Source organism: Rothia koreensis, from assembly GCF_004136575.1.
GTDB classification, from domain to species: domain Bacteria; phylum Actinomycetota; class Actinomycetes; order Actinomycetales; family Micrococcaceae; genus Rothia; species Rothia koreensis.
Genome location: NZ_NOIQ01000013.1, coordinates 16,349 through 43,260, shown reverse-complemented (window position 1 = coordinate 43,260; position 26,912 = coordinate 16,349). Strand labels below are relative to the sequence as shown.

Here is a 26,912-nt window from a genome sequence, read left to right as displayed (position 1 = left end):
CATTATCGACCCGTCCAAGACGAAGGAAGGGGCGCGTCAGAATGCGACACAAATCTGAATAAATGTCCCGTTAAGATTTCTGACGCGACACTCGCAGTGGCCGGAATCGATCATTACGCTGTCTGTTGACTGCGAAGGCAAGGAGTATAAGAGGGCGGGTTCTCTGGCGCCGCGCATCTCGAACAGGGCGGGGGTGGTCGTCTGGACGCCGGGCAATACCTGGCAAGGAGGGCAAGGCCAGAAAAAGGAGGGCGAGGCCAGAAATGCGCCATGATTCCATAGTGTCGATTTAAGGCACCCACCCTCCGGAGTCTCAGATCGATGACGCGAGCTTGACTTCTAATGTCTGTTAAATACCGGGACTACACCCCATGAATCATGGGCGAAATCCGGTTATTTACATCACATTCTTTAATAGCCGAAGAAGTTTTGTGTCACCCGTATCTGCCCGCGCGGCGCGGGCCTGGTAGCCGACCTTTGGCCTGAGCTTCATTCTCGTGGTGGTTGGATGTGGTGCTCCGGGACCTCCAAGTGAGCGATGACGTCGCAGCCCCTGTCTCCGGCGGCACTCTGCGGCCGGCCTACCACGACGACTCGAAATGCGCGGTCGGCCAATAGGTTGGCCGGCATGTCGAGCTGAACGTGGGCCAGTAGGGCATCGGCTTCTTCACCTGCCGGGATCCCGGGAGCGGTGGACTGGCGCGTTTGGTGGGTGGGTCGGTCGGCGCTGTTGGGTTTGGTGGGTCGGTCGGCCCCGTTGGGCCGCTGGGCCGGTCGGCCCCCGTTGGGTGGTGGTTACCCGATTGAGGGGCGTTGTCCTTCATCAGGTGGGGCTTTAGCCCCCTCCTAGCGAAGGTAAACGGCTCGTAATCGGGTAACTGCCACCCAACGTGGTCCGGATCTTGCCCTCTGGTGGCCGGGAAGCAGCGCCGAAACGGGTAATCACCACCCAACGTCGTCCGGATCTTGCCCTCTGATGGCCGGGAAGCAGCGCCGAAACGGGTAATCACCACCCAACGTCGTCCGGATCTTGTCCTCTGGTGGCCGGGAAGCAGCACCGAAACGGGTAACTGCCACCCAACTGGCCGTGTTGCCGTGTGGCCAGGCGGATCCGACCGTCGGCCAGGCGGCCGATCGAGCCTGTCGGCCCTGACACCGCCCCAACCCAAAAATGACGTCGCACCCGGGGTCCTCTCCTCGCGCTGACCCCGCGGTGGGCCGCTCCTCCTCGCCCCGGTGCCGATACAGTTCCTCCCTCGACGCACTGCATCGGCACATGCTGAGACGCGTTTTCGGCAGCTCGCCCCGTGAGCTTAGGGTTACTATGTTCTAAATCACGAGGCGGAGGAGGCGCAGTGGCAGCGCAGAAGACGGACGCAATCGGTGAACTCAAGGCAACGGCCGAGGCGGCTGCACGTCGGGCGGCGGAAGAGGTCTTGGCCCTGAGCCACAGCATCCACGCCGAACCGGAAACCGCTTTCGAGGAGATCGAGACCTCCAGGAAAGCGACCGACGTCCTGAGAAGACACGGGTTCGAGGTCGAGACCGGCGTGGCCGATATGCAGACGGCCTTCGTCGCCTCCTACGGATCGGGCGATCTGGTGATCGGTGTCTGCGCCGAGCTCGATGCGCTCCCCGGAGTCGGGCACGCCTGCGGTCACAACATCATCGCCGCCTCGGGAGTGCTTGCGGGGCTGGCCCTTGCCTCGGTCGCCGATCGAGCAGGCATCACGGCCAAGGTCTTCGGAACCCCTGCCGAAGAATTCGGTGGCGGAAAGATCTTCATGCTGCGCGCTGGGGTGTTCGACGGCGTCCATGCCGCGATGATGGTCCACCCCGGCGACCAAGAGCACGACTCCCATTTCACCCGTTCGGTGGTCGACCTGGAGGTTCGCTACACGGGGCGCCCCGCGCACTCAGCCATGGCGCCTTTCGAAGGGATCAACGCGGGCGACGCGGCAACGATCGCTCAAGTCTCCATCGGCCTCCTGCGTCAGCACTTGCGGCCGGGGGAACTCGTGCACGGCATTGTCACCGAGGCCGGGCACGCGCCGAATGTGGTGCCCCATAGCTCGTCACTGCTCTACGACGCCCGCGCCGATACCATCGCCGACCTCGAGGGCCCGGGCGGAGTCAAGGAAAGACTCATCCGCTGCTTCGAGGCGGGCGCCGTGGCGACGGGGTGCGACGTCGAGATCAAGGACGACTGGCCAGCTTTCTCGGAATTCCGCAACGACGAGCCCATGGTCGCTGCCTATCGACGCAACGCCGAGGCGCTGGGCAGAACCTTCTCCGACGTGCCTGCCGAACAACGTCAACGGCAGGCGGGATCGACCGACATGGCGAACGTATCCTTGGAAATTCCCGCGATCCATCCAAGCATCTTCGTGGACGGGCAGGGGTCGACCCCGCACCAGCCCGAGTTCGCCCAGTACTGCGTGGGGCCGGACGCCGATCGCGCTGTAACGGATGGGGGCATCGCCCTCTGCTGGACGGCGATCGATATGGCCACCGACGCCGACCAGCGGGAACGCCTGATGGCATCGAGAAAGGCGGAATCATGAGCACCGCCGCGCCGAGCACACCGCACGGTCGGAGAAAAGCATCCACGGCACGCAGGACCCTGTGGTGGGTCGTGTGCCTGGCTCCTCTCGTCTGCGCCTTCGTTCTCCAGTGGCTTCCGATCTTCAACGGGCCACACCTTTTCCTGGGCATTCCGACGATCATGTGGTGGACCTGTGTCCCGGGAAGCCTGATGGTCAGCCTCGTCCTGGCCATCGTCGAATTCACCCGCACCGACGCCGACCACGAGGAACGCCTCGACCGCGAGGCGATTGCCCTCGGCGAGGAACGGAAGAATCAGGGGAATGCGTCATGAGCGTCATTGCATGGGTCGCCTTGGGCGGCATCGTCGTCATCGGTCTGCTCGGGTTCCTCGGCAGGCGCAAACCGGACCTGGACCTGGCCGAATGGACCGTGGGTGGTCACAAATTCGGCGTCGCGACCACGTGGCTCCTCCAGGCCGGGGAGGTCTTCACGACTTTCACGTTCCTCGGAACCGCGGGGTTGGTCGTTTCCGGTGGGGCGGCGTCGTTCTACTCGATGCCCTACGTTCCCCTCGGCTACCTGGCTCTCTACTTCCTGGCGCCCAGGATCTGGCGGATGGCGCGCGCTCGCGGCCATCTGACGCAAGCGGATTTCCTGGAGGACGCGTATTCGTCTCGCGCGGTGGGGATCCTGGTTGCGCTGGCCGGCGTCGTCTTCCTGCTGCCCTATCTGCAGCTCCAGATCACGGGGCTGGGGCTGATCGTGCAGGTGGTCACGGGAAACCACTCGATGGGGGCGTGGTCGATGGTGATCGCGTTCGTCCTCGTGGTCGCCTTCGTGCTCTGGGCGGGGCTTCGGGGAGTCGCGACGACGGCTTACTTCAAGGATGTGCTGATGATCGTGATGCTGTTCGTCATCTGCATCTCGGTGCCCATTCACTACACGGGCGGATTCACCAGCGCCTTCGAGGTGATTCGGGAGAAGATGCCCGAGATGCTCTCGGTCCGTGGCACATCGGAGTACGGGATCCCGTGGTACCTGTCCAACATGGCGATCAGCGCCATCGGGGTCGCCTTCGCGACGATGCCCCACAACTGGCCGCCGATCATGTCCGCCCGCAACTCCACGGTTCTTCGACGCAACTACCTGTGGTTGCCGTTCTACAACACCTTGATCGTGATGCCGCTGGTCGTGGGCTATGTGGCTCTGGTGGTGTTGGGGAGCGGCGCCGACCCGGACAGTGCTCTCCTGGACCTCGCCTCCGGTGTTCTGCCCGACTGGCTCATGGGGGTTGCCGCGGTGGCCGGTATCGCGACGGCGATGGTGCCTTCGGCGTCGTTGCTCATCGCCATCAGTACCCTGGTCTCCCGAAATCTGGCGCGTGCCCGATCCGAGAAGGCCCAGTTCACGGTCACTCAGGTCACCGTGGTGGTGGCGACCGGGCTGGCACTGTTCCTGTCGATCGCCATGCCGGACCTGCTGGCGAACCTCCTGCTGCTGACCTTCTCCGGCCTGGACCAGCTGGCCCCGGCGATCGCCGCGGCCCTGTTGTTCCGCAGGCAGGTCGGTGCGTCGTCGATTCTCGCCGGGGCCCTCGTCGGAATGGCGATCGTGATCGGGTACACCTTCTGGTGGACGCTCCCGTGGGCGATCAGCGAAGGGATCATCGGACTGGCCGCGAACGTCGTGGTGGTCGTGATCGTGGAGATCGTTCGTCGGTCGATGTCCGGTCGACCTGCGGCGGAGTGGCCTGTCGCGGAGGGTTCCATGGCGGGCTCGGGCCGGTAGCGCGGGGCCGGTCGCGCTACCGGTCGTGCTACCGGTCGAGCTACCGGTCGAGGTGGCAGTTTCGTGCGGCTTCTTCGGCGAGGTGGCAATCTCGTGCGGTTTTTTCCGTGAGGTGGCAACTTTGTGCGAAAAATGGGCCCAATTTCGCACGTGAGTGCCACCTCGTCGCGGGTTCTGCTCGAGGTTGCCACTTCGCGGCGGGGTCTGCACGAAACTGCCACTTCGAGCCGGGCGGCCTGCACGGAACTGCCGCCTCGAGCCGGGGGCCTGCAGAAAACTGCCGCCTCGGGGTGGGTCCTGCACAAATTCGCCACTTCGTGGGTTTTCTTCGGCGAGGTGGCAACTTTGTGCGAAAAATGGGCCCAATTTCGCACGTGAGTGCCACCTCGTCACGGCTTCTGCACGAGGTTGCCACTTCGCGGCGGGGTCTGCACGGAACTGCCACTTCGAGCCGGGGGGCCTGCACGAAACTGCCACCTCGCCCCACCCCCGCAGCCACCTCGCGATGGGGGAGCGCACGGAACTGCCACCTCGAGCGACGTCGTCGTCGGGGCCTGCCTCGACGGGCCCGGCGTCCTTCCACTCCGCGAGCTGGCCCTCCCCAAAATCCGCTTAAGTTGTCAGTCGCCCTTCCTACGATTCGAATATATATTCGAAGAAGAGCTAGGAGGCGCTATGCCCAATACTCAGGTGATGACGACGATGGCCGGGCAACCCCTGCGCGTGGAGGTGGACGGTCACCACTACAGGGTCGCGGCTGACCCGGTCCGCTGGTACGAGCGGCGTGCCTGGTGGACCGAGGTCGACCGTGCCCCGAAGGATCAGTGCCCGTACCTGGTGGACCGGGAGGTGTGGCAGGTTCAGGTGACGGTTGATCTTCCGGCGGGGGCCAGGCGACGTCGGGGCGCTGTGCGGGATCGGGAACTGCGGACGCTTCATCTGGAGCGAGACCGCGCAACAGGGGGATGGGACGTGGTGGAGAACCTGTAGCCTGAAACGAAGTTTCCGTCACGTGAGGTGGTTGAGCAATGAAAATGGGGCGCGCATACGTCGAGAGCCTGTTCGAGCAGCAGACCGGTCTGTACACCTGGGTCGAAGTCTCGGGCAATCGCTATTATCTGCCGGAGGTCGGGCCGGCGAGCGTGGTGGACAGCAGCCTCTTCCGGGAGGGGGACGACGCCGCGAGGGCGAAGTTCTACTCGAATCTCGGAACCAGCAATTTGCCGCACGTGCGCTCCTCGACGGACGTCCTGCCGTTGGAGCCCGGAAAGATCCTCTGTGTGGGGCTGAATTACCACGATCACGCGGAAGAGGTCGGTGCCGAGCTTCCCCAGTACCCCACGATCTTCACCAAGTACTCGAACTCGCTCGTGGGGCCGGACGATCCCATCGCCATGCCGGCGGAATCGACCAAGATCGACTATGAGGCCGAGCTCTGCGTGGTGATCGGCAAGCCCGTGCGGCGCGCCAACGAGGAAGAAGCCCTGGAGGCCATCGCCGGATACACCGTGTTCAACGACATCTCGGTCCGCGACTGGCAAGGGCGCACGAGCGAGTGGTTCCAGGGAAAGAACTGGGACCACAGCACGCCCCTCGGTCCGCACATCGTCGCCAAGGACCAGGTGGACCCCGTGAAGGGGCTCGCCATCGAATGCCTCGTGGACGGCGAGGTCATGCAGTCCGGGACCACGGCCAACATGATCTTCACCCCGGCCCAGATCGTCTCCTACCTCAGCACTTTCATGACCCTGGAACCCGGCGACGTGATCGCCTGCGGAACGCCCGCCGGCGTGGGAATGTCCAAGAAGCCCCGCCGCTTCTGGCTCAAGGCCGGCCACAAGGTCACCGTCCGCATCGAGGGCATCGGAGAGATCACCAACGAGTGCGTCCCCGAAGCGGAAACCGTGGAGCACTTCGAGGGCAAGTCCTGGTGGGGTCCCGGGGTCGCGTCCGCGGCACGGGACGCCCACTAGGCAAACTCTTCGCGCGCATCCACCCGGCTGGGCCTCGCCCGGTTGCCTCTCGCCCGCCCGCGTTGACTTATTATTCGAATATATGTTCGATTAAGGCGTGAAGTTTCCGCACCTGGTCACCTACAGCGCCTACAGTGCGCACTACGGCGTCTCCGCACCCTCCGAGCTCGCCGACGTCGCCGTGGCGCACGGGGCAACCCACCTCGGGGTGACCGACCGGGACGGCTTCTACGGCGCCGTCAAACACGTCCGGGCCTGCATGGAACGCTCCATCGCCCCCGTTCTCGGTGTGGATCTCGCGCTCGCGGACCCCTCCGACCGGAAAATCATCGGGCGGGTCGTCCTGCTCGCCGACGGCCATGACGCCGGCGCCGGATACGGGGACCTCTGCCAGCTCATCACCCGGGCGCACCGGAGCAGAGAACGCGCCGAGCCCGCACGACTGGGGGACAGGCCCCGCATCACGGCCGCCGATCTCGGCCGAGCCGTCGCGATGGGCGAAGGCCACTTCACGGTCCTGCTCGGCCCGGAATCCGACTACGGAAGACTGGCGGCGGCCCACAAATACCGCTCGGCCCGGGCCAGCCTGAAGGCATGGCGCAAACTCGTGGGGGAGAACCGTCTGCGGGTCAACCTCGTCAACCACCTGACCAAGCCGGGAGAGCGCCGGAGCATAGCCCACGCCGCACGCATGCTCGGCATCGCGGCAGATTGCGGGGTGGGCGCCGTCGTCAGCAACGCCGTCCGTTACGCCGCGGAGGACCAGGCCGTGACCGCGGACATCCTCGACGCCGCTCGCGGCCTCACCGCACTCGGGGAAGGCCCCCACCAGGTCAATGGGCAAGGATGGCTCAAATCCCCTCAGGACATGGGATCCATCGCAACAGAGATCGCACGGGCCGCGGACGCCGGCGTCACGGCGTCGGAACTCATCACCCTCACCGCGGAGCTCGCCCACAGGTGCTCCATCGACCCCGCCACGGACATGGGGTACGGGACACCCACCGTGCCCGAGGCACACTTGACCGGAGTCACGCGCGCCCCAGCGGCCGAACTCAGAGCCCGCTGCGAAGCCGCCCTCGAACGCGTATACGGCACGGAGGCAGACCGGACGGTTCACGGACCCGGCCTGGCCCGCCGCGACTGGGAGACACCTCGAGAGCGTCTCGACCGGGAACTGAACACCATCGAGAACCTCGGGTTCTGCGCCTACTTCCTGACCGTGGGTCACGTCTCCGGGCTCATCGAATCCCTGGGAATCCGCCACGCGGCACGCGGGTCCGGGGTGTCCTCCCTGGTCAACTACCTCTTGAACATCTCGGTGGTCGACCCCCTCGAATACGGGCTGGTCTTCGAGCGGTTCCTCTCGGACCAGCGATCCACCCTCCCGGACATCGACATCGACGTCGAATCTGCGCGACGCCACGAAATCTACCGGCTCGTCTTCGACCACTACGGCGACCACCGGGTCAGCCTCATGTCCATGCACAACGGCTACCGCGCCCGCGGAGCGGTCAGGGACGCCGCCCGGGCCATCGGCCTCACCCCGGAGCAGACGGACCGTATCGCCAAGACCATCTGGCGCGTCCCCGCCGGAGAGCTGCGCGAACTCCTCGAGATCAAACCCGAACTCGCCGAACTGCGTCGGGAAGCCCAGGAAGACCCCAAGGTCAACCTGCTCATCGACCTCACCGAAAGGCTCGACCGCCTACCGCGTCACCTGTCGATGCACCCGTGCGGCGTGATCCTCTCCAACGCCTCGCTGCTGCGGCGCACCCCGGTGCAGCCTTCCGGCATGGGGCTGCCCATGAGCCAGTTCGACAAGCACGACATGGATCCCATGGGCCTGCTCAAACTCGACATCCTCGGGGTCCGCATGCAGTCCTCGATGGCATACACGCTCCAGGAAATCGAACGCACCGAAGGCCACAAACCCGACCTCGAGAGCATCGACACCCGCGACAAGAAAACCTTCGACCTCATCCAGTCCACCCAGACCCTCGGATGCTTCCAGATCGAGTCCCCGGGACAGCGCGAACTCATCGGAAAAATGCAACCCTCCAGCGTGGGGGACCTCATCATCGATATTTCGCTCTTCCGGCCGGGCCCCATGCAATCCGACATGGTCCGGCCGTACCTCGAATCCCGCCACGGCTTCGCAACCCCCAACTACATTGCAGAAGACCTCGTGCCCTACCTGGAGGAAACCTCCGGGGTCATGGTCTTCCACGAGCAGATCCTCAACGTCTTCAGCACCATGACAGGATGCGGCCTCGCGTCCTCGGACGAATTCCGCAGGAAACTAGGGGGCCCGGGCCAAGACGACGTCGAAGAATACTTTCGCCGCCACGCCACGCACAAAGGGTACTCACGAGAGATCATCGACAAGACCTGGACGGCGCTCGCGGCCTTCGGATCCTTCGGTTTCTGCAAGGCGCACGGCGCCGCCTTCGCGATCCCGACCTACCAGTCGGCCTGGCTCAAGACCCACTACCCGGCGCACTTCATGACGGGACTGCTCGAGCACGACCCCGGGATGTACCCACAGCGACTGATCCTGGCCGAGGCCAGGCGCCTGGGCATCGAGCTGCTGCCCCTGGACGTCAACAGATCCGGCCGGCACTACCGGGTGGAACGCATCGGGGGATCCGAACGTGTGACCGAGCGCGGCAGCGGTCGTGTCCGGGGCGACCGAACGGGGGATGGCGCCCCGGTGGAGAAGTGGGGAATCCGGTTGCCACTCACCCAACTGTCCGGAATCAGCCGGGCCGAGATCGACAGGATCACGGCCCGGGCGCCCTATGTTTCGGTGGCCGACCTGAAGGCGCGCGCCCGACCCCACGCACCGACGCTCGACCGGCTCGCGGCGGTCGGTGCCCTCGATACTGACGTCTTCCGCGGCGTCAGCCAGCAAGGGGGTGGGGCCGGCGTCGTCGTGGATTCCGAGGGCGGTTCACGTGACGACGTCGTTCCCGGGGCGCCCGACGCCGCCGACCGGCCCGGGGCGGTCGAGGCCGTGCCCGTGCAGCTCTCCCTGCCCCTGGGCGCCCACCTCGAAACCCCGTACGAAGCCAGGGACACCGACGACGTGACATCGACCGTGCGCACCGAGCTGGACCTGCTGGCCCTGGACGTCTCCGCGCACCTGATGGTCGGATATCGCGAGAGGACCAGGACCTGGCCACTGACGCGAGCGGCCGACCTGATCAGAATGCGGAACAAATCCGACGTGTGGGTCGCGGGCGTGCGGGTTTCGACCATGACCCCGCCCATGAAGAACGGCAAACGCGTGGTCTTCATCTCCCTCGACGACGGCACCGGGTGCGTGGACACCGCGTTCTTCGACGAAGCGCAGAAGCTCACGGGTCCGGACCTGTTCGGAACCCCGATGATGCTGATCCACGGAACCACTCGACGCACGGGCCCGCGCGGAATCTCGCTGACGGCGATTCAGGCGTGGGATCTGACCGCGTTGGTCGAAGGGGAGACGCCGCTGCCCTTCCCGCCGTCGGCCCTCAAGGAACCGCGGGATTGGCCCAGGGCCGGCTGATCCGGAACCTCGGCACGCCGGGCCCGGCCAATCGCTGACCGGTCAGTCCAGCGCCTGCAGATGCTCCGACGTGGGCGCCGTCGAGAATTCCTCGTACGCGGGGTGCCTGCGAATCCAGGTCCTGACGTAGGGGCAGACCGCAACGATCGTGAGTCCCTCGTCGATGCTCTCGTCCAGGGCCCGGCGGACCAGGGCCGAGGCGAGCCCCTGTCCCGAGAACTTCTCGTCGACGAAGGTGTGCGGGAAGATCCGGGCCCGTTCTCCATCCCGCCCCGTATGATCCACGAACTGGGTGAACCCGGCGGCCCGACCGGAATCGTCCACGTGGATCTCGAAGGCATCCCGACCCTCCTGTCGGCCGCGGACCACCTGGGGATCATCCGATGTCGGCTGTGTCATGACTACTCCTTCTGTGTGTCCCTCGGCGACCGATCGCCGGTCAGCCGCGCTGTTTCAACCGTGTCTTCGGAATGGCGGGCGCGGGCAAAGGTGCGGGGGTGTTCGGCGGAAAATGTCCGAATTGCAACCGGGCCGACTCCACAGAGGCATCGGCGGCATCGGGGGAGTCGGACGAGACCCGCCCCTCTTCGGAACCGAAACCCATTTCGCGCATGTACCGGTTGCGCCACTCGACGATCTCCTCGTGGCTGCGTCCCACGAAGTTCCACCACATCACGATCTGCTCGTTGAGCGGCTCGCCCCCGAGAAGCAGGGCGACCGCGGGATCGGCCCCCGCGCTGATCCTGATCGACCGGTGACCGGTCGGGACGAACCCGATGGCGTCCTCCGGCACGGGCACGCCATGGACGGATACAGCCCCGCCGACCTGGACCAGGCCGTGCTCATGCTCTTCGGGCACGGCAAGGTCGATGGTGGCGTGAGGATCGAGCCGGAGCTCGGCGCCCGTGAGGGCGATGGCCGTGCGGACGGGAGAGGTCTGCCCGAGCAAGGACCCCAGGAAAACCTCGGCCTCGTACCCTTCTCCCCGGATCGTTTCCGGACGATAGGACTCGAGCCCCGGTTCCGAGAAGCGGGCCGCGTCAGGGAGCGCGTACCAGAGCTGGAGCCCGTGCAAGGTCGTGGTCTCGGCGGAAGAGAATTCCGAGTGGGTGATGCCCCGTCCCGCGTTCATCAGGTTCACCTCGCCGGGCCTGACCGTGGCCCAGTGACCTGCGGAATCGAGATGATCAATGGCGCCGTCGAACAACCACGAGACCGTGGCCAGCCCGGTGTGAGGATGGCGGGCCACCGACATGCCGCCGGTGCGGGCGACGTCGTCCGGCCCGAAGGAGTCCACGAAGCACCAGGCACCAATCAGCGAACGGGCCCGTTGGGGCAGGGCTCGTCGAACAGTCATCGCCCGGGGTCCACCCAGGGGGACCTCCCGGGGCTCGAGGAGTTCGACGACGCCGGCCTCGCAACGTTCGACCGTCACTCCGTCGCGCAGACCGGAGGAGAACCGACCGCGGTCCGGGTTCGAGGCGCACACGGCCTCCTGGGGGTTCGCCTCGACATTGCTCACCGCTGTCTCACTCCCTCTCACGTCCCATCATGCCCTCGCCAGGGGATTCGGCGAAGCGACCGATATGGACGATCGTGCACATCACAACCGTATCGGCAACCGGTTCATTCCGGCCGCTTGCGGGACCACGACTCCGGCCGGTGCACAGGTGCTTCTGGCGGCGTCGTCCGATCGCGGTAGAATCACCACGTTCCTCCCCACCGGCGAAGAACATCCCCGCATGGCACGCCCCAGGTACCGGCGTGCACCCAACGACTCGAGGAGTGAGTGTCCATGGCCGAGAACCCGGCCGAAAACCTGCAGATCACCGTCCACGGCGAGCCCCAGCAGGTGACCACGGGCACCACTGCCGCGGACCTGTTCGCCGACGATTCGACGATCGTGGTCGCCAGGATCAACGACGTCCTCAAGGACCTGAGCACCGAGGTGGCCGAGGGCGACGTCGTCGTGCCGGTCACCATCGACCAGCCGGAGGGGCTCGAGGTGCTGCGCCACTCGGCCGCTCACGTCATGGCCCAGGCGGTGCAGGCCATGCGTCCCGACGCGAAGCTCGGCATCGGTCCCTACATCACTGACGGTTTCTACTTCGACTTCGACGTCGAGGAGCCCTTCACGCCGGAGGATCTGAAGAAGCTCGAGAAGTCGATGATGAAGATCATCAAGTCGGGCCAAACCTTCCGGCGGCGCTCCGTGACCCAGGAGGAAGCCGTCGAGGAAATGAAGGACGAGCCGTACAAGCTCGAACTTCTCGGCCTCTCACAGGGCCCGGGCTCCGGTTCCGACGCCGCCGAAGGCGCATCCGTCGAGGTCGGCGAGGGCGAGATCACGATCTACGACAACGTGGACCGCAAGGGCGAGACGGTCTGGAAGGACCTCTGCCGCGGGCCGCACCTGCCGAACACGAAGCTCATCGCCAACGGGTACGCCCTGACCCGTTCGGGCGGGGCCTACTGGCGTGGCTCCGAGAAGAACCCCATGCTGCAGCGCATCTACGGGACCGCCTGGCCGACCAAGGAAGAGCTCACGGCGTACAAGGAGCGCATCGCCGAGGCCGAGCGGCGCGACCACCGGCGGCTGGGGGAGGAACTGGACCTGTTCTCCTTCCCGAAGACGATCGGTCCGGGTCTTCCCGTGTTCCACCCCAAGGGCGGGGTGATCAAGCGCGAGATGGAGAACTACGTCCGCGACCGTCACCTCGAGGAGGGCTTCCAGTACGTGGGGACGCCCCACATCACGAAGGAGGACCTGTTCTACACCTCCGGGCACCTTCCGTACTACGCCGAGGGCATGTTCCCCGCGATGGAGCTGGACAACGGCAACTATCGCCTCAAGGCCATGAACTGCCCGATGCACAACGAGATCTTCAAGGCCCGCGGGCGGTCCTACCGCGAACTGCCCCTGCGGTTCTTCGAGTTCGGAACGGTCTATCGCGATGAGAAGTCCGGTGTGCTCCAGGGGCTGACCCGTGTCCGGATGATCACCCAGGACGATTCCCACAGTTACGTGACCAAGGAGCAGGCCCCGGGCGAGGTCCGGCACCTGCTGAACTTCATGCTTTCCCTGCTCACCGACTTCGGCCTCACCGATTTCTACCTCGAGCTCTCGACCCGCGAGACCGAGGGGGACAAGAAGGACAAGTTCATCGGCACGGACGAGCAGTGGGACGAGGCCACGGCCGTCCTGGAGGACGTCGCCCGGGAGACCGGGCTCGAACTGGTCCCCGATCCGGGTGGAGCCGCTTTCTACGGCCCGAAGATCTCGGTCCAGGCCAAGGACGCGATCGGCCGCACCTGGCAGATGTCGACGGTCCAGTACGACTTCAACCAGCCCGCACGGTTCGGCCTCGAATACCAGGCCGCGGACGGCAGCCGCCAGGAACCGGTCATGATCCACTCGGCCAAGTTCGGTTCGATCGAGCGTTTCATGGGCGTTCTGACCGAGCATTACGCCGGTGCCTTCCCCGCGTGGCTCTCCCCGGTCCAGGTCATTGGGATCCCCGTCGCGGAGGCTTTCAACGACTACATGGCCGAGATCGCCGACAAGCTGCGGGCCCAGGGCATTCGGGTCGAGGTCGACTACGGAACGGACCGGTTCCCCAAGAAGATCCGCAACGCCTCGAAGGAGAAGGTTCCCTTCGTGCTCATCGCCGGCGGGGAGGACGCCGAGAACGGTGCCGTGTCCTTCCGATTCCGGGACGGCTCCCAGGACAACGGGGTCACGGTCGACGACGCCGTCGCACGCATCGTCGACCACGTTCGGAACCGGGTCAACACCGATCCGACCTCCCAGGCGGAGCCGGAGGCCGACGACGCCTAGACCGACGCGCTGAATTCGCCGCGCCCCATCTCCGAGGGCCGGGCGGGAACCCCACTGCGGGTCTCGCCCGGCCCTCGTCGTATCCAAGGCCCCGAGCGAGGGTTCTGCCCCGCAACGGAGGGCAGCCCCACGTGATTTGAACACCGTTCAAAATCTGGCTACGGTACTTGCATGCTCCTTCCGCACCACCGCCTCTCGCGCCCACGAACCACCCTCCGGACATGGGGCACCGAACCAGCCCGCTATGTCGCCAAGGAGCGAGGCCGTGCGTGAGGTCCAGGGCCTGATTGCCCGGGATGCCCGCCACGTGTGGCATCCGTACGCACCCGCCGGCGAGGAACAGCTCTACGCGGTCCGTTCCGCCGAGGGAGCACTGCTGAGGCTCGAAGACGCCGAGGGGCACGAACATACGGCGATCGACGCGATGGGCTCGTGGTGGGCCATGGTGCACGGGCATTCGCATCCGAAGCTGACCGGCGCCCTGCAACGACAGTCCGAGGTCATGCCCCATGTCATGTTCGGGGGCCTGACCCATGAACCGGCCGTCCGGCTGGCCGAGAACCTCGTCGCCAATTCTCCCGAAGGCCTGCAGCACGTCTTCTTCTCGGATTCCGGGTCGATCTCGGTGGAAATCGCGCTCAAAATGGTCATCCAGTACCAGGCGGCTTCGGGCCGGCCGGAACGGAACCGGATGCTGACGGTCCGCGGCGGGTACCACGGGGACACCTTCGCGACCATGAGCCTGTGCGACCCGGTCGACGGCATGCACCACGCCTTCAGCCCACTGGCCACACATCATTTCTTCGTCCCACGCCCGCCCAGCGGCCATTACGACGTCGACCACGCCACCTGGACCTGGGACGACCAAGCCCTGGAGGCGTGGGCCACCGAATTCGAGGCGATCCTCGCCGAGAACACGGAAAGAATCGGTGGCGTCATCCTCGAACCGGTCCTCCAAGGGGCCGGCGGCATGCGCGTGTACGATCCGCGAGCCCTCGACGTCGCCCGGCGAGTCTGCGACGCCCACGACTGCCTGCTCGTTCTCGACGAGATCGCCACGGGATTCGGTCGAACCGGACGATGGACCGCCTCGGAATGGGCCGGGATCGCCCCGGACATCATGTGCCTCGGCAAGGCCCTCACCGGCGGGACCATGACCGGCGCCGCGACCCTCACGACCTCACGTGTCGCGCGTCGAGTATCCGCGGGAACGAACGGCATGCCTGCCGCCCTGCTGCACGGCCCGACCTTCATGGGCAACCCGTTGTTCTGCGCCGTCTCCCTGGCTTCCCTCGAACTGTTGACGGATCACGAAACAGGGTGGGCCAGCACCGTGCCCCGCCTGGAAAGAGCACTCGCCCACGGACTGGCACCGGCCGCGGACCTGGACTCGGTTTCCGACGTGAGAGTCCTCGGCGCCGTAGGAGTCATCGAGCTGAACCGAGACGTCGACGTCACCGCCGTGACACGGGCAGCGGTGCGACGCGGAGTCTGGATCAGACCCTTCCGGCGACTCGTCTACGTGATGCCGCCCTACATCACCACCGACGACCAAGCCCGGCAGATCTGTCACGGGCTCATCGAAGCGATCGGTGAGGTCCACGGATGAGCGCCGACTGGACCGCGTGGGCGGAAAATCGTCACCGCGTGCGAAACCGCCGTGCCCTCGTCCGAACGGCCGAACCTCCGCCTCCACCACGGGCGACGGCGTTGGCCATCGACTTCAGGACCAACGACTACCTGGGATTGGGGGCACGCGGTCTGCCGAGCCGTCGCACCTCGGCCCCCGCGGGTGCCGGATCCTCCCGCGTCGTCGCCGGAACGCACCCTGAGCACCGGACGGTCGAGGCAGAGCTTGCCCAGCTGGCCGGAGCGCAGGATGCCCTCGTGTTCTCCTCGGGATACCTCGCCAACCTGGGGATCATCGGGGCCCTCGATGCCCCGGGCACCACGCTGCTCATGGACGACCACGTGCACGCGAGCCTCCGCGACGCGGCGCGAGCGGCGGCATCCCACCACGAATTCTTCCCCCACCAGGACCTCGCCAAGCTGGAACACCGGCTCGAGCACACCGGCCGGGCACGCCCCGGGGGACGCATCGCCGTCATCGTCGAATCCGTGTACTCCGTGGTCGGAGACGCGACCGACCTGGATGCCCTCGCGCGACTCTGCGCGACCCACCACGCCCTGCTCGTGGTCGACGAGGCCCACAGTTTCGCGACCGTGCCACAAGGAACGCTCGCTCGCACGCACGACCTGTGGAACCACGAACGGGACGCGAGGGCACCGATAATCGTCACGGCCTCCCTGTCCAAAGCGCTCGCGGCACAGGGCGGCGTCATCCTCTTCGGTGGCCCGGCCCACCAAGCGGCGCTGTGGCGGGACCACGTGGTCAACACGGCCAGGCCCTTCATCTACGACACCGGGTTGTCCCCGCTGGTCGCCGAGGCGGCCCTCGAAGCCTGTACCGCCGCGCGCGGCGAGAACCTGGCCGCCGCGCTCGAAGAACGACGTCGCCGCGCCCTGTCGATTATTGGCCGGCGGCCCGCCGTGGAACGCGTCCTCGAGGGCGGAGCCGGCCCCATTCTGTCCTTGCGCATGCCGTCCCCGGGCTCGGCGCTCGCGGCGGCACGAGAACTGGACGAGGCCGGTATCCGGGTGGCGGTGTTCCGGCCTCCGAGCGTTCCGGACAATATCTCCCGGTTGCGACTCTCCGTCCACGCCGACCACCGACCCGACCAGCTCGTCCTCGCGCTCGAACAGGTTGCCTCCGCCGTCGAACGGGCCTGGGGCGCCACGGCCAAGTGCCCTTTCGCCCACGGGGACGCGCGTCCTGACGACCACCGCCACCGCCAGATCCTGGTCGAGGACCCGGCCGCGGTACGGCAGGTCATGGGCGATCCCGAGTCGTACGTCCCCGACAACGCACTGACGACCAACGTCCCCCTGGTCCCCGCAGCCCGGCGAATCCTGGCCACGGTCGGATTCCAACTGCCACCGGTTCTCGCATCCGCCACGGGAGAATTGCACCGGAAGGTACGGAGGATCACGACCCCGTACTTTTCCGCCACAACGGTCCGACGCCGCCTCCCCGACATTCGTGGCATCTGCCGCGACAGCATCCGAGAACTCGAGGCAGAGCTCGAGTCAGGCCCCGTGGACCTGTCACGCACGATCGCCTTTTCCGTGCCCGCCCGAAGCCTGCAGCTCCTGTCCGGCATGCCAGCCCCCGAACCCTCCGTCCTGCAACGCTGGAGCGCGGATTCGCTCGAACTGTTCTGGGGATGGCCGGAGCGCTCCCGCCAAGTGGGGCTCGCGCGCTCGGCCGCCGACTTCTACGCCTGGCTCAGCAACGAGGTCAAGGAATCGCGCGGCGAAGAGAACCTCTTCGCGGACCTGCTCGCCGCAGGAATCGATCTCGAAAGGGTGGTCTCCCTGGGATACTTCCTGGTCATTGCGGGCCAGGAGACCACCAGAATGCTCATCAGCACAGCCCTGTATCGAGCCCTCGAAGATCGTTCCCTGTGGTCGGCCCTCGGGAACCCCCAGTCCGGTCCGGGTACAGCCAACGAACTCATTCGCCAGACCCTTCGAGCCAACTCATCGGTGCCCACCTGGAGGCGGCAATCGGCTGTCTCGGTCGACAACCCCGGCCTGCGTGCCGACCCCGGAGATCACCTGCTCCTCCGACTCTCCGGGGAAGCCTTGCCGGATCACCGACTGGCGTTCGGCCACGGAATCCACCGGTGCCTCGGAGCGGCACTGGCCGAGCAGGAAGCATCGCTCGTGGTCCACGACGTCGCCCGGAGCATGCCCGGACTGCGGCCCAGCGGAGCCCTGCCGTCGTGGCTCACCCTCCTGTCCTTCCAAGCACCACAACACGTCATCGTGGAGAACCCATGACCACACACTCCGACACCTGCGCCTCGACCTCCCTGCCACCGGGCCAGACCTGGGTGGTCACGGGCACCGACACGGACATCGGCAAGACATGGACCACGGCGGCGCTCGCGGGGGAAATCCTGCGGCGAACGGGGCGGGTCCACATCGACAAGCCCGTCCAAACGGGGTTGAAACCGGGGGAGCCGGGAGACGCCGACGAGTGCCTGGAATTGTTGGGGTATCCGGGCGGGGTGACCGGCTCGGAAGGCGTGCGGCTCGGTCCGGCCATGGCGCCACGAGACGCCCTGCGATACTCCGATGCACCGGCCACCGAGCTGCCGACACTCGGAACGCACGTGTCACGTTGGTCCGCGCACCTGACGACGTCGCGCTCGCTGGTCATCGAAGGATCCGGGGGAGTGACAGTGGCCCTGACCTCGGACGGCGAAACGACCGTCGACGCCGTCCGAGCACTGCGCGGACGCTCCGGCGGCGGGGTCTCGGTCGATCCTGGGGCGCATCTGGTGCTGGTGTGCCGCCCCGGGCTGGGAACTCAGAACCACACCGAATTGGCCCTGGAGCATCTGAGTCGTCGAGGCGTGCTCCCCACGTGCCTGGTGGTATCCGGCACTTCGGAGCGGCCGGACGACGTCGAGCGGGCCAACCTGGACTACCTGGCGAGCCGCGCCGCAGAGTACCGGTCGAGACTGTTCACGATCCGGCGCGATTGCCTGTGTCTCCAGGAATTTCCACGCGAGGCTCGCCCGACCGGCACAGTCGGTGGCTGAGGCTCACGAACGGGAACGTTCCTTGAGCCGGAGGATGAAGCGTTCGACGTTGTCGGACGTCCGTTCCTTGCGGTCCTCGATCGTGATGGTTTCCTCCATCTGACGGATGCCTTCGGGGCGTTTGCGGCTTACGGCGTAGTCCGCGCAGCCCAGATCCGAGCAGAGGTACGTGCCCAAGGAGGAATAGCGTTCCTTCTTCGTGGCGGGACGTTGGGCCGAGTACATCGAAACACCGGTGCCGCCGTGCAGTGTCAGGCAGAACTGGCACATTTGTGCCATCGGTTTGCCGCGGTGGGGCGTGCGGTGGAGGACCACGCCCTCGGGACCGTTCGCGGTCTCGGCGACCACATACCCCCGATGGGGACTCTTCGGGTCGATCCACCCCAGGAAGGCCTGCGATCCCCAGTCGGTCCGCGCAAGCTGTCCCGGGAGATGAATCCGCTGGGCCTCGCCCTGACTGCAATTGATGAAGCTGTGTCTGATCTCTGTTTCTGAGAGGGGGCGCATGGTTCCCAACCTATACCCCGGGCGGCGACGGTGAATGCGTCGATGTCATGAAGGCTCACTACGACCCGCCCACAGCCAGGGGAATCGACGGCCTAAGCTGGATGCATGACGGAGGAACCTGACTACTCGACCGACGACTTCGTGCTGCCCGGAGTCCCGGATGCTTTTCAACGCATGTGGACCCCGCACCGCAAGGCGTACGTCAGCGGGGGACAGCAGGACTACACGGAGAACTCCTGTCCCTTCTGCGCAGCCCCCGGTCGCTCGGACCAGGACTCGCTGATCGTCTACCGGGGCGAGCACGTCTTCGTGGTCCTGAACCTGTACCCGTACAACCCCGGTCACCTGCTGGTCTGCCCGTATCGGCACGTGTCCAATTTCGACGAGATCGACTCGGAGGAAACGGCCGAAATGTCCGCGTGCGTCCAGACCGCGATGCGGGTCCTCCGTCAGACGTCGAACGCCGCCGGTTTCAACATGGGGATGAACCAAGGGAAGGTCGGTGGCGCGGGTATCGCTGCCCACCTGCACGAACACGTGATCCCGCGGTGGAACGGGGACACCAACTTCCTGCCGATCGTCGCCGGGACCAAAACCGTCACGCAGACACTCGATGAGATCCGCCATCTCGTAGCGGAGGCCTGGCCGTCCGACTTGGCGAATCCCAATGACGACCAATGATGCCTATTTCGCCCATTTGGGCTCGGGCGGCTGCCAGCGAGTCAATGCTTCAAGAAGAGGTTCAGGTTCAGATTCGATGACCAGAGAGTGGCGCAATTTCTCGCTGAGGAATCCCTCCTCGACCATGTGATCGAGAAGGTCCAGCAGGGGGTTCCAGAATCCGTTGACGTTGTAGAGCGCTACGGGTTTCGAGTGCAACCCCAGCTGTTGCCAGGTCCACGTCTCGAAGAGCTCCTCGAGCGTTCCGGCCCCTCCCGGAAGGGCCACGAAGGCGTCTCCGTCTTCGGCCATCGCATTCTTGCGCTGGTGCATGTCGTCGACGACGTCGAGCGAGCTGAGCCCGGGGTGGCCAATCTCGCCTTCAACTAAAGATTGAGGGATGACGCCACGCACGGTACCTCCGGCGTGCAGCGCGGAATCAGCGAGGACGCCCATGAGCCCGACCTTGCCGCCACCGTAGACGATGTCGATCCCGCGTTGGGCTATCGCTACGGCGAGCCGCCGGACAGCTTCCGAGTAGACGGCATCGCTTCCGACCGCCGAACCAGTGTAGGCCGTGATCGTGCGAACCTGACGCGGTGGCATGGGAGGCAAGGAGGGCAAGGGGGCTGGGTCATCGACGGTCATGGAACCCACCATAGTCCCGGATCGCTTCTTCGGACCTGCTGCGACACCCGCACCCTCGTCGCGTGGGCGGGTTACGTCCGGACGTGGTGACTCTTTCGAACGGGTCAGAACAGTGATGTCTGGACGGTGGTCGACCCATCGTCCTGGACGGCCATGCTTGCCCGGTTCTTCAGGCTCGCCGTATTGAGCAGGTAGTCGCCGGCTCCGGGATCCTGGACGAGGGCTGCGGTGAGGAATGGCCCGGTGCCGGAAGCGACACGGAACAGCTCCGGGCCTTCCCACGAGGCGTGCGGATGCAACGGTCGGTCGGAGGATCGTTCCAAGTGTTCGTAGGCATCGAGCATTGATTCCGCGGGAGACCAATCGTCGTGCGCCACCCGGAACCCGGGCTCTTCCAGCCGTTCCAGGTATCGTCTGGCGCCCTCGGCGGCTGCCGCGTGGAGATCGTCGATCTCCCGCGGGTCCTCAGGGCCGGACCAGGCCCTGACCTTGCTGGCCACCCGTTTGACCTGCGTCAGCCCCAGAGCCCGGGTGAGGTGGTCCTCGAGGTGACGCACGATCAGGCCGTTGTCGGCGAGGGCAACGTACGATGCCCGAGCGACCGCCTGCTGGTCCACCCTGGTGGTCTTCGACCTTTCGTGGGCCGTGCCCACCTTGGAGGTGCCGTCCGGAAAGGTCGCGACGTACAACCAGTGCGGGAGCTCGATGTAGGCCCGGGCCGCCTCGGTCAACTCGGCACCCTGGTGCGCCCGGTGAATGGGGCGGAACCGGTCCAGGTGCATGCACAGAGGGCATTGCTGACCTCGTGCCAGGCGGTTTGTGCGGGGGCACGGCACGGTGCGGAAGGAAGGGCGGCCGGCGTCGTCGAGCTCGGCGTGGGCGAAGCCGCTGCACCAGAGACCGCTCTCGTCGAAGGTTTCGTCAAGCAGGACGACTCCCAGGGCCATATTCGGAGTCACCCGGACGCGGACGACCTCCCCCGTCGGAGCGCCCCCGGCCATTGGCTCGACTTTGGCCACAGGTTGGCGTTCGGGCCACGTGAGGTCCCGCCATACGAAAGGAGAGTCGGGGAAGGTGTCGGCGGGTGACGAATTCATGAGCCCATCATGGCAAATATCGGTCGCGGCCTAGGGTTAGGATTGGTCCCATGCCAAGACCAGTCATCTTCGGACATGCCACCCGCCTGATCGGCCAAGGCATCCGGTACGCATCCAAATTCCGCGGGGGCGGGTCCGCTTTCCCCGGACTCTTCATGGAGAAGCTCGACCCCGGATTCGTGGAGCGTGAACTCTCGGCTCTGCCCCGCGGCGTCGTCGTGGTCTCCGGGACCAATGGGAAGACGACGACCACCAAAATGGCCGTTCAGCTCCTCGAATCCCAGGGTCTCAAGGTCTTCACCAACCGCACCGGATCGAATTTCGTGCGTGGTGTCGCGGCGGCCCTGCTGGGCGAGATGAACCTCAAGGGTGAGCTCGACGCGGACATCGCCGTGTTGGAGCTGGACGAGGCCCACGCCGTGCATTTCGTCAAAATGGTGCAGCCCAAGTACTCGCTCTTGCTGAACGTGATGCGCGACCAGCTGGACCGTTTCGGCGAAATCGACACGACACGCAAGATGCTCACCCAGCTGGCTCGCGCGACCACGGGAACGGTGGTTCTCAACCGGGAGGATCCGAGAATCCGCCGAATCTCCCAGGACGTCGAGGAAGGCACGGAGGTCGCCTACTACGGTCTGTCCGAGGGTCTTCGATCGCGATTCCCCTCGGACGACGAAATGCGTGACAACCGGACCCCCCAGCAGGCGGAAAACCTGCCGGAGGCTTCGGTCGCGCTGACTTCCTTCGAGGGAACCCGGACTCACCTGATGATCGGTGACCGGGAGGTTACGACCGATATCAACCTCTACGGCATCTACAACATCTACAACGCCGCGGGAGCCCTGGCGCTGACCCTCGAAATCATGGGGGAGGACGCCGACGAGGCCGCGTTGCTGGCCGAACTGTCCAAGGTCACCCCCGCCTTCGGGCGAGGGGAATCCGTCCGGATCGGGGACCGCAGCCTGCAACTGTTGCTCGTGAAGAACCCGGCGGGTTTTCGCCTGTCCCTGGCCTCGGCCACGGGTGAGGACTACGCGACCATGATCACGATCAACGACGAATACGCCGACGGACGGGATGTCTCCTGGCTGTGGGACGTCGACTTCGAATCGTTGCAGCACGGCGGTGTGGACGTGGTCTCCGGGACGCGCGCCTACGACATGGCCCTGCGCCTCGAGCACGACGATGTTTCCGTGCGTGCGGTCAACACGGACCTACCGAGCGCCTTGGACGAATTCGTCCGCGGATCGGGGGACAAACCCATGCGGGTATTCTGCACGTACACGTCCATGCTCGCCCTGCGCCGGGAGCTGGCCAAGACCACCGAGGTGGCTGATATCGGATGACCGAGAAGACCCTGAAGATCCTGCAGCTGTACCCGCGGGACATGAACATCTACGGAGACTGGGGCAACGTCCTGTCCCTCTCCAGGAGAGCACACGCCCACGGGCTGGCCACAGAGATCGTCGACTACAACCCGGGAGACATCTTCCCCGAGGACTTCGACATTCTCGTGGGCGGAGGGGGCCAGGATTCCGGGCAGACCGTGATCCAGGACGATCTCCACCGCATCGCACCCGTGCTGCGGTCCGCGGCCGAGTCCGGGGCACCGATGCTGGTCATCTGCGGTCTCTACCAGCTGTTCGGGAACCAGTTCACCACCGTCGGGGGTGAGGTGCTCCAAGGGATCGGGCTCTTCGATGCCCACACCGTGGGCAGTGAGGAGCGCTTGATCGGGAACATCGTGATCGAGTCCGAGGAGTTCGGGACGGTCGTCGGTTACGAGAACCACTCGGGCCTGACCTACTTGGGCGACGGCGTCGAGCGCCTGGGCACTGCGACCAAGGGCGAAGGCAACAACCTCGACGACGACGGCGAGGGGGCCCGCGTGCACCACGTGATCGGCAGTTATCTGCACGGATCCCTGCTCCCCAAGAATCCCCGGATCTCCGACTATCTCGTGCGCCACGCCGCCGAGCGGAAGTTCGGCTCTTTCGAGCCGGCGAAGATCGACGATTCCTTGGCGGATCGTGCCCGTGAGGTCGCGGCGTCCCGACCTCGCTGAAACCGTTCCGGCCCCGGTATGCCGGTGACGCCTCCGTGGATCGACACGGCGGCAACTGGTCGTTTGCTGGCGTCGTTACAATGGTTTGAGGCTTGTGCGTGGTCGGCACGCCCTGTCGCCGCCCGACACACGCGTCGAGGGGATCCGCGTGAGGAACCGGGCCGGGGCGAACAGGCACGGCCGCGCAAGGACATTGTCTATATTCGAGGAGCACATCTATGTCGGGTCACTCCAAGTGGGCCACCACCAAACACAAGAAGGCCGCGATCGATGCGAAGCGGGCCAAGGCCTTCGCCAAGTACATCAAGGGCATTGAGGTGGCCGCCCGCATGGGCGGTGCCGATGTCTCCGGCAATCCCGCGCTGGACCTGGCCATTTCCAAGGCCAAGAAGAACTCAGTGCCCAATGACAACATCGACCGCGCGGTCAAGCGCGGTGCCGGCCTGACCGGCGAGGTCGTCGAGTACTCCGAGATCCTCTACGAAGCCCGCGGACCCCAGGGCTCTGCCCTGTACATCGAGTGCCTCACGGACAACAAGAACCGTGCCGCATCTGACGTTCGGGTTGCGGTCACGCGCAATGGCGGAACCATGGCCGACCCCGGGTCGGTTTCGTTCCTGTTCGAGCGCAAGGGCGTGGTCGAGGTCGCCAAGACGGACGGCCTCACGGAGGACGACGTCCTGATGGCCGTTCTGGACGCGGGCGCCGACGAGGTCAAGGAAGAAGAAGAGATGTTCGAGGTCATCTCCGAGGCGACCGACCTTCCGGAGATCCGCAAGGCACTCGACGAGGCGGAACTCGACTACAACAACGACGACCCCCAGTGGCGACCCACCATGACGGTGGACCTGGATGCCGAGGGTGCACGCAAGTTCCTGCGCCTGGCCGACGCGGTCGAGGCCCTCGACGACGTCCAGAACGTCTATTCGAATGCGGACATCTCGCCCGCCGTGATGGAAGAGCTCGAAGCCGACGACTAGTCGCTGAGCATATTCGGGAGAGTGCTATGAACAAGGGACCGGTCGGAGCCGTTGCATCACCAGCCTCCGCCGGTCCCTTGCGCATCCTCGGGGTCGATCCGGGGCTCACACGGTGCGGGTTCGGCGTGGTCGACATGTCCGGGAACCGCACAGCGCATTTCGTCGACGCGGGGGCCGCAGGAACCCAGGCCAGTGAGTCACTGGATGCCCGAGTCCTGCACATCCAGCGTGCGATGCAGGGTTGGGTCGAGACCTACCGCCCCGACGTGATGGCCATCGAACGCATTTTTGCCCAGGAATCCGTCAACACCGTGATCGGAACCGCGCACGCCTCCGGCGTGGTCATTGCGGCAGCTGCCGCCGCCGGCATCCCCGTGGCATGGCACACCCCATCCGAGGTCAAAGCGGCCGTGACCGGCAGCGGGAGGGCGGACAAGAAATCTGTGGGGCGCATGGTGGCCCGCATCCTCGAACTGGACGCCGCGCCGAAGCCGGCCGACGCCGCCGACGCCGTCGCCTTGGCCATCTGCCACGGATGGCGCTCCGGAATCATCGGCACGGGGATCAACATGGGTACCGGTGTCCAGACGCACCAGGGGTCGATCCCTTCTCGCGCCAAGGGAGGATCCATGACGCCCGCTCAGCGGGCGTGGAAGGCGGCGGAGGAACGGTCCCGTCGCGGAAAATAACGGGAGCCTCGAGGGCACGCCACAGGTCGAGTCGGTGGAGCCGCGGGCACGACCTCCGTCCACAGGCGCGCCGCTGAATGTTTTTCGTAACTTTGTTCGATTAAGATGGACGCATGATTTCTTCTCTGACGGGCACCGTGACCCATGTTGGCCTCCACGAGGCAGTCATCGAGGTCGGTGGTGTCGGGATGCTGGTCCAGGCAACCCCCGGCACATTGGCGACCCTGCGTCTCGGTGAGCGTGCTCGGCTCGAGACCTCGCTGATCGTCAAGGAGGATTCGCTGACCCTGTTCGGATTCCGGGACGACAGCGAGAGAGAAGTGTTCACCACGATGCTCTCGGTCTCCGGCATCGGTCCTCGCATCGCCCTGGCGGTTCTGTCCGTCCACACCCCCGCAGAGGTGGCCCAGGCCGTCGCGGAGGGTGATGACAAAGCATTCAGCAAGGTTCCCGGAATCGGCCCCAAGGGTGCCCGCCGGATCGTCCTTGAACTCGCGGGCAAGCTCGTCCTGCCCGAGCCGGAGGGCGCGGAGGCCTCGTCCACGGACGGCGGAGGCAAGGCAGGGGCCGGCCCATCGTGGCGGTCGCAAGTCATGGATGCCCTGGTGGGCCTAGGCTGGCAGGAGAAGGATGCCGCCGGCGCGGTGGACTCCTACGTCGAGGCCGAACCCGATGCCGAATCCATGACGGTCCCCGATGCCCTGAGGGGCGTCCTGGCCAGTCTCGGCCGAGCCAGCGGCATGGGCCATCGGTCCAAATAGCGGGGCGGAAAGGAACGAATGACGCAGCAATTCCCGGAGAACGACACGCAGAATCTGCCGGGCCAGCAGCGCTCGGGGCAGGAGCGGCTGGTCGACGCCGAGGTCGAGCCCGAGGACAAGGCGATCGAGGCAGCGTTGCGGCCGAAGGCCCTGGACGATTTCGTGGGGCAGAAGCGCGTGCGCCAACAATTGTCACTGGTTCTGGAGGCCTCGAAACTGCGGGGGAAGAGCGCGGACCACGTCCTCCTCTCAGGTCCTCCGGGACTCGGAAAGACCACTTTGGCGATGATCATCGCGGAGGAGATGGGCTCGCCCTTGCGCATCAGCTCGGGGCCGGCCATCCAGCACTCGGGTGATCTGGCCGCCATCCTTTCCTCGCTCACGCCCGGCGAGGTGCTGTTCCTCGACGAGATCCACCGCATGTCACGCCCCGCGGAAGAGATGCTCTACATGGCCATGGAGGATTTCCGCGTCGATATCGTGGTCGGCAAGGGCGCGGGGGCCACCTCGATTCCACTGGAACTGCCCAGCTTCACGCTCGTCGGCGCAACCACGCGTGCAGGCCTCCTGCCCGGGCCCCTGCGGGACCGTTTCGGATTCACGGGTCACCTGGAGTTCTACGACGTCGATGAGCTCGAGCTCGTTCTCCGCCGTTCGGCCGGCCTCCTGGACCTGAAGATCACCACCGAAGGCTTCCACGAGATCGCCTCGCGATCACGCGGCACGCCCCGTATCGCCAACCGCCTCCTGCGCCGGGTCCGGGACTGGGCTCTGGTCCACTCGGTGGACGATATCGATGCACGGGCCGCGGCCACCGCGCTGGACATGTATGAAGTCGATTCGAAGGGGCTCGATCGGCTGGACCGATCCGTTCTCGAATCCCTGATCCACAAATTCGGCGGGGGACCTGTTGGCCTGTCGACCTTGGCCATCGCGGTCGGCGAGGAGACGGAGACCGTGGAAACGGTGGCAGAGCCTTATCTGGTGCGTGAAGGGCTGATGGGCCGGACGCCGCGGGGACGCGTGGCGCTGCCCTCCGCGTGGGTGCACCTGGACCTGGAACCGCCGGAATCCTGAGTCACGGTTTCTGACCGGATACCCAGAATCTTCCTCTAGACTTTAAAAAGTTTTTCCCCTTA

At 65.7% G+C, this 26,912-nt stretch carries 22 protein-coding genes; 17 read left to right on the top strand and 5 right to left on the bottom strand.

Annotated features, from left to right (window positions below; all coding sequences use genetic code 11):
* Positions 1–1,355 precede the first annotated feature (1,355 nt).
* From EWU68_RS09330 to EWU68_RS09305, 6 genes are all read left to right on the top strand, one after another.
* Entirely contained in the window at positions 1,356–2,564 is a 1,209-nt protein-coding gene (locus EWU68_RS09330; protein WP_238692409.1) for a M20 family metallopeptidase, read from the top strand.
* On the top strand, positions 2,561–2,878 hold the full coding sequence (locus tag EWU68_RS09325) for a hypothetical protein (RefSeq protein WP_129315864.1): 318 nt from the start codon (positions 2,561–2,563) through the stop codon (positions 2,876–2,878). Before EWU68_RS09330 ends, EWU68_RS09325 begins: the two co-directional genes overlap by 4 nt.
* Entirely contained in the window at positions 2,875–4,335 is a 1,461-nt protein-coding gene (locus EWU68_RS09320) for a sodium:solute symporter family protein (RefSeq protein ID WP_129315863.1), read from the top strand. Before EWU68_RS09325 ends, EWU68_RS09320 begins: the two co-directional genes overlap by 4 nt.
* A 675-nt stretch (positions 4,336–5,010) precedes the next feature.
* Positions 5,011–5,325, top strand: a complete 315-nt coding sequence (locus EWU68_RS09315; RefSeq protein WP_129315862.1) for a hypothetical protein — start codon at positions 5,011–5,013, stop codon at positions 5,323–5,325.
* A 44-nt stretch (positions 5,326–5,369) separates the two neighbouring features.
* Positions 5,370–6,308 carry a fumarylacetoacetate hydrolase family protein gene (locus EWU68_RS09310; RefSeq protein WP_238692408.1) on the top strand — a complete coding sequence of 313 codons (939 nt, stop codon included), beginning with the start codon at positions 5,370–5,372 and terminating at the stop codon, positions 6,306–6,308.
* Positions 6,309–6,405: 97 nt separating this feature from the next.
* Positions 6,406–9,858 (top strand): DNA polymerase III subunit alpha, encoded by a 3,453-nt coding sequence (locus tag EWU68_RS09305; RefSeq protein ID WP_129315860.1) that lies wholly within the window; start codon positions 6,406–6,408, stop codon positions 9,856–9,858.
* A 42-nt stretch (positions 9,859–9,900) separates the two neighbouring features.
* On the opposite strand, the gene EWU68_RS09300 is transcribed toward EWU68_RS09305, so the two are convergent.
* Together EWU68_RS09300 and EWU68_RS09295 are read right to left on the bottom strand one after the other, a co-directional pair.
* Positions 9,901–10,257 (bottom strand): GNAT family N-acetyltransferase, encoded by a 357-nt coding sequence (locus EWU68_RS09300; RefSeq protein WP_129315859.1) that lies wholly within the window; start codon positions 10,255–10,257, stop codon positions 9,901–9,903.
* Positions 10,258–10,297: 40 nt separating this feature from the next.
* Complete coding sequence (locus tag EWU68_RS09295) at positions 10,298–11,380, bottom strand: pirin family protein (protein WP_202976709.1); 1,083 nt, start codon at positions 11,378–11,380, stop codon at positions 10,298–10,300.
* Positions 11,381–11,653: 273 nt separating this feature from the next.
* Here EWU68_RS09295 and thrS point away from each other — a divergent pair, with 273 nt between their 5' ends.
* From thrS to bioD, 4 genes are all read left to right on the top strand, one after another.
* Positions 11,654–13,696, top strand: a complete 2,043-nt coding sequence (gene thrS / locus EWU68_RS09290) for a threonine--tRNA ligase (protein WP_156265572.1) — start codon at positions 11,654–11,656, stop codon at positions 13,694–13,696.
* Positions 13,697–13,961: 265 nt separating this feature from the next.
* Complete coding sequence (gene bioA / locus EWU68_RS09285) at positions 13,962–15,305, top strand: adenosylmethionine--8-amino-7-oxononanoate transaminase (RefSeq protein WP_238692407.1); 1,344 nt, start codon at positions 13,962–13,964, stop codon at positions 15,303–15,305.
* Positions 15,302–17,599 (top strand): aminotransferase class I/II-fold pyridoxal phosphate-dependent enzyme, encoded by a 2,298-nt coding sequence (locus EWU68_RS09280; protein WP_129315856.1) that lies wholly within the window; start codon positions 15,302–15,304, stop codon positions 17,597–17,599. The genes bioA and EWU68_RS09280 overlap by 4 nt, the downstream gene beginning before the upstream one ends.
* The gene (gene bioD / locus EWU68_RS13045; protein ID WP_162421508.1) at positions 17,596–18,366 is read left to right on the top strand and encodes an ATP-dependent dethiobiotin synthetase BioD; all 771 of its coding nucleotides are present in this window, start codon (positions 17,596–17,598) and stop codon (positions 18,364–18,366) included. The genes EWU68_RS09280 and bioD overlap by 4 nt, the downstream gene beginning before the upstream one ends.
* Before the next feature lie 3 nt (positions 18,367–18,369).
* Here the strand turns inward: bioD and EWU68_RS09270 are convergent, their stop codons facing one another.
* Entirely contained in the window at positions 18,370–18,873 is a 504-nt protein-coding gene (locus EWU68_RS09270) for an FBP domain-containing protein (protein ID WP_129315855.1), read from the bottom strand.
* 105 nt (positions 18,874–18,978) lie between these two features.
* Between EWU68_RS09270 and EWU68_RS09265 the strand changes: the two genes are divergently transcribed.
* Positions 18,979–19,554 (top strand): HIT family protein, encoded by a 576-nt coding sequence (locus tag EWU68_RS09265; RefSeq protein WP_129315854.1) that lies wholly within the window; start codon positions 18,979–18,981, stop codon positions 19,552–19,554.
* A 3-nt stretch (positions 19,555–19,557) separates the two neighbouring features.
* Here the strand turns inward: EWU68_RS09265 and EWU68_RS09260 are convergent, their stop codons facing one another.
* On the bottom strand, positions 19,558–20,181 hold the full coding sequence (locus EWU68_RS09260) for an LOG family protein (protein WP_238692406.1): 624 nt from the start codon (positions 20,179–20,181) through the stop codon (positions 19,558–19,560).
* A 104-nt stretch (positions 20,182–20,285) separates the two neighbouring features.
* Positions 20,286–21,278: a hypothetical protein gene (locus EWU68_RS09255; RefSeq protein WP_129315853.1), complete on the bottom strand. Its 993-nt coding sequence runs from the start codon at positions 21,276–21,278 to the stop codon at positions 20,286–20,288.
* Between the two features lie 50 nt (positions 21,279–21,328).
* Here EWU68_RS09255 and EWU68_RS09250 point away from each other — a divergent pair, with 50 nt between their 5' ends.
* The 6 genes from EWU68_RS09250 (at position 21,329) to ruvB (ending at position 26,850) form a co-directional block, all read left to right on the top strand.
* Positions 21,329–22,624 (top strand): Mur ligase family protein, encoded by a 1,296-nt coding sequence (locus tag EWU68_RS09250; protein WP_129315852.1) that lies wholly within the window; start codon positions 21,329–21,331, stop codon positions 22,622–22,624.
* A complete protein-coding gene (locus tag EWU68_RS09245; protein WP_129315851.1) occupies positions 22,621–23,343 on the top strand; it encodes a type 1 glutamine amidotransferase in 723 nt (240 codons plus the stop codon). The genes EWU68_RS09250 and EWU68_RS09245 overlap by 4 nt, the downstream gene beginning before the upstream one ends.
* 218 nt (positions 23,344–23,561) lie before the next feature.
* On the top strand, positions 23,562–24,323 hold the full coding sequence (locus tag EWU68_RS09240; RefSeq protein ID WP_129315850.1) for a YebC/PmpR family DNA-binding transcriptional regulator: 762 nt from the start codon (positions 23,562–23,564) through the stop codon (positions 24,321–24,323).
* Between the two features lie 26 nt (positions 24,324–24,349).
* Positions 24,350–25,012, top strand: coding sequence for a crossover junction endodeoxyribonuclease RuvC (gene ruvC / locus EWU68_RS09235; RefSeq protein WP_129315849.1), 663 nt, complete (start codon positions 24,350–24,352; stop codon positions 25,010–25,012).
* A gap of 113 nt (positions 25,013–25,125) precedes the next feature.
* Positions 25,126–25,773, top strand: coding sequence for a Holliday junction branch migration protein RuvA (gene ruvA / locus EWU68_RS09230; RefSeq protein WP_129315848.1), 648 nt, complete (start codon positions 25,126–25,128; stop codon positions 25,771–25,773).
* 18 nt (positions 25,774–25,791) lie between these two features.
* Positions 25,792–26,850 (top strand): Holliday junction branch migration DNA helicase RuvB, encoded by a 1,059-nt coding sequence (gene ruvB / locus EWU68_RS09225; RefSeq protein ID WP_129315847.1) that lies wholly within the window; start codon positions 25,792–25,794, stop codon positions 26,848–26,850.
* Positions 26,851–26,912: the final 62 nt, after the last annotated feature.

Coding starts and splice junctions, on each gene's coding strand:
- EWU68_RS09265 (WP_129315854.1), top strand. CDS start 18,979: ATGACGGAGGAACCTGACTACTCGACCGACGACTTCGTGCTGCCCGGA.
- EWU68_RS09270 (WP_129315855.1), bottom strand. CDS start 18,873: ATGCGCCCCCTCTCAGAAACAGAGATCAGACACAGCTTCATCAATTGC.
- EWU68_RS09310 (WP_238692408.1), top strand. CDS start 5,370: ATGGGGCGCGCATACGTCGAGAGCCTGTTCGAGCAGCAGACCGGTCTG.
- EWU68_RS09300 (WP_129315859.1), bottom strand. CDS start 10,257: ATGACACAGCCGACATCGGATGATCCCCAGGTGGTCCGCGGCCGACAG.
- EWU68_RS09315 (WP_129315862.1), top strand. CDS start 5,011: ATGCCCAATACTCAGGTGATGACGACGATGGCCGGGCAACCCCTGCGC.
- EWU68_RS09325 (WP_129315864.1), top strand. CDS start 2,561: ATGAGCACCGCCGCGCCGAGCACACCGCACGGTCGGAGAAAAGCATCC.
- EWU68_RS09280 (WP_129315856.1), top strand. CDS start 15,302: ATGAGCGCCGACTGGACCGCGTGGGCGGAAAATCGTCACCGCGTGCGA.
- ruvA (WP_129315848.1), top strand. CDS start 25,126: ATGATTTCTTCTCTGACGGGCACCGTGACCCATGTTGGCCTCCACGAG.
- ruvB (WP_129315847.1), top strand. CDS start 25,792: ATGACGCAGCAATTCCCGGAGAACGACACGCAGAATCTGCCGGGCCAG.
- thrS (WP_156265572.1), top strand. CDS start 11,654: ATGGCCGAGAACCCGGCCGAAAACCTGCAGATCACCGTCCACGGCGAG.
- EWU68_RS09240 (WP_129315850.1), top strand. CDS start 23,562: ATGTCGGGTCACTCCAAGTGGGCCACCACCAAACACAAGAAGGCCGCG.
- EWU68_RS09255 (WP_129315853.1), bottom strand. CDS start 21,278: ATGAATTCGTCACCCGCCGACACCTTCCCCGACTCTCCTTTCGTATGG.
- EWU68_RS09320 (WP_129315863.1), top strand. CDS start 2,875: ATGAGCGTCATTGCATGGGTCGCCTTGGGCGGCATCGTCGTCATCGGT.
- EWU68_RS09250 (WP_129315852.1), top strand. CDS start 21,329: ATGCCAAGACCAGTCATCTTCGGACATGCCACCCGCCTGATCGGCCAA.
- EWU68_RS09245 (WP_129315851.1), top strand. CDS start 22,621: ATGACCGAGAAGACCCTGAAGATCCTGCAGCTGTACCCGCGGGACATG.
- bioD (WP_162421508.1), top strand. CDS start 17,596: ATGACCACACACTCCGACACCTGCGCCTCGACCTCCCTGCCACCGGGC.
- EWU68_RS09260 (WP_238692406.1), bottom strand. CDS start 20,181: ATGACCGTCGATGACCCAGCCCCCTTGCCCTCCTTGCCTCCCATGCCA.
- ruvC (WP_129315849.1), top strand. CDS start 24,350: ATGAACAAGGGACCGGTCGGAGCCGTTGCATCACCAGCCTCCGCCGGT.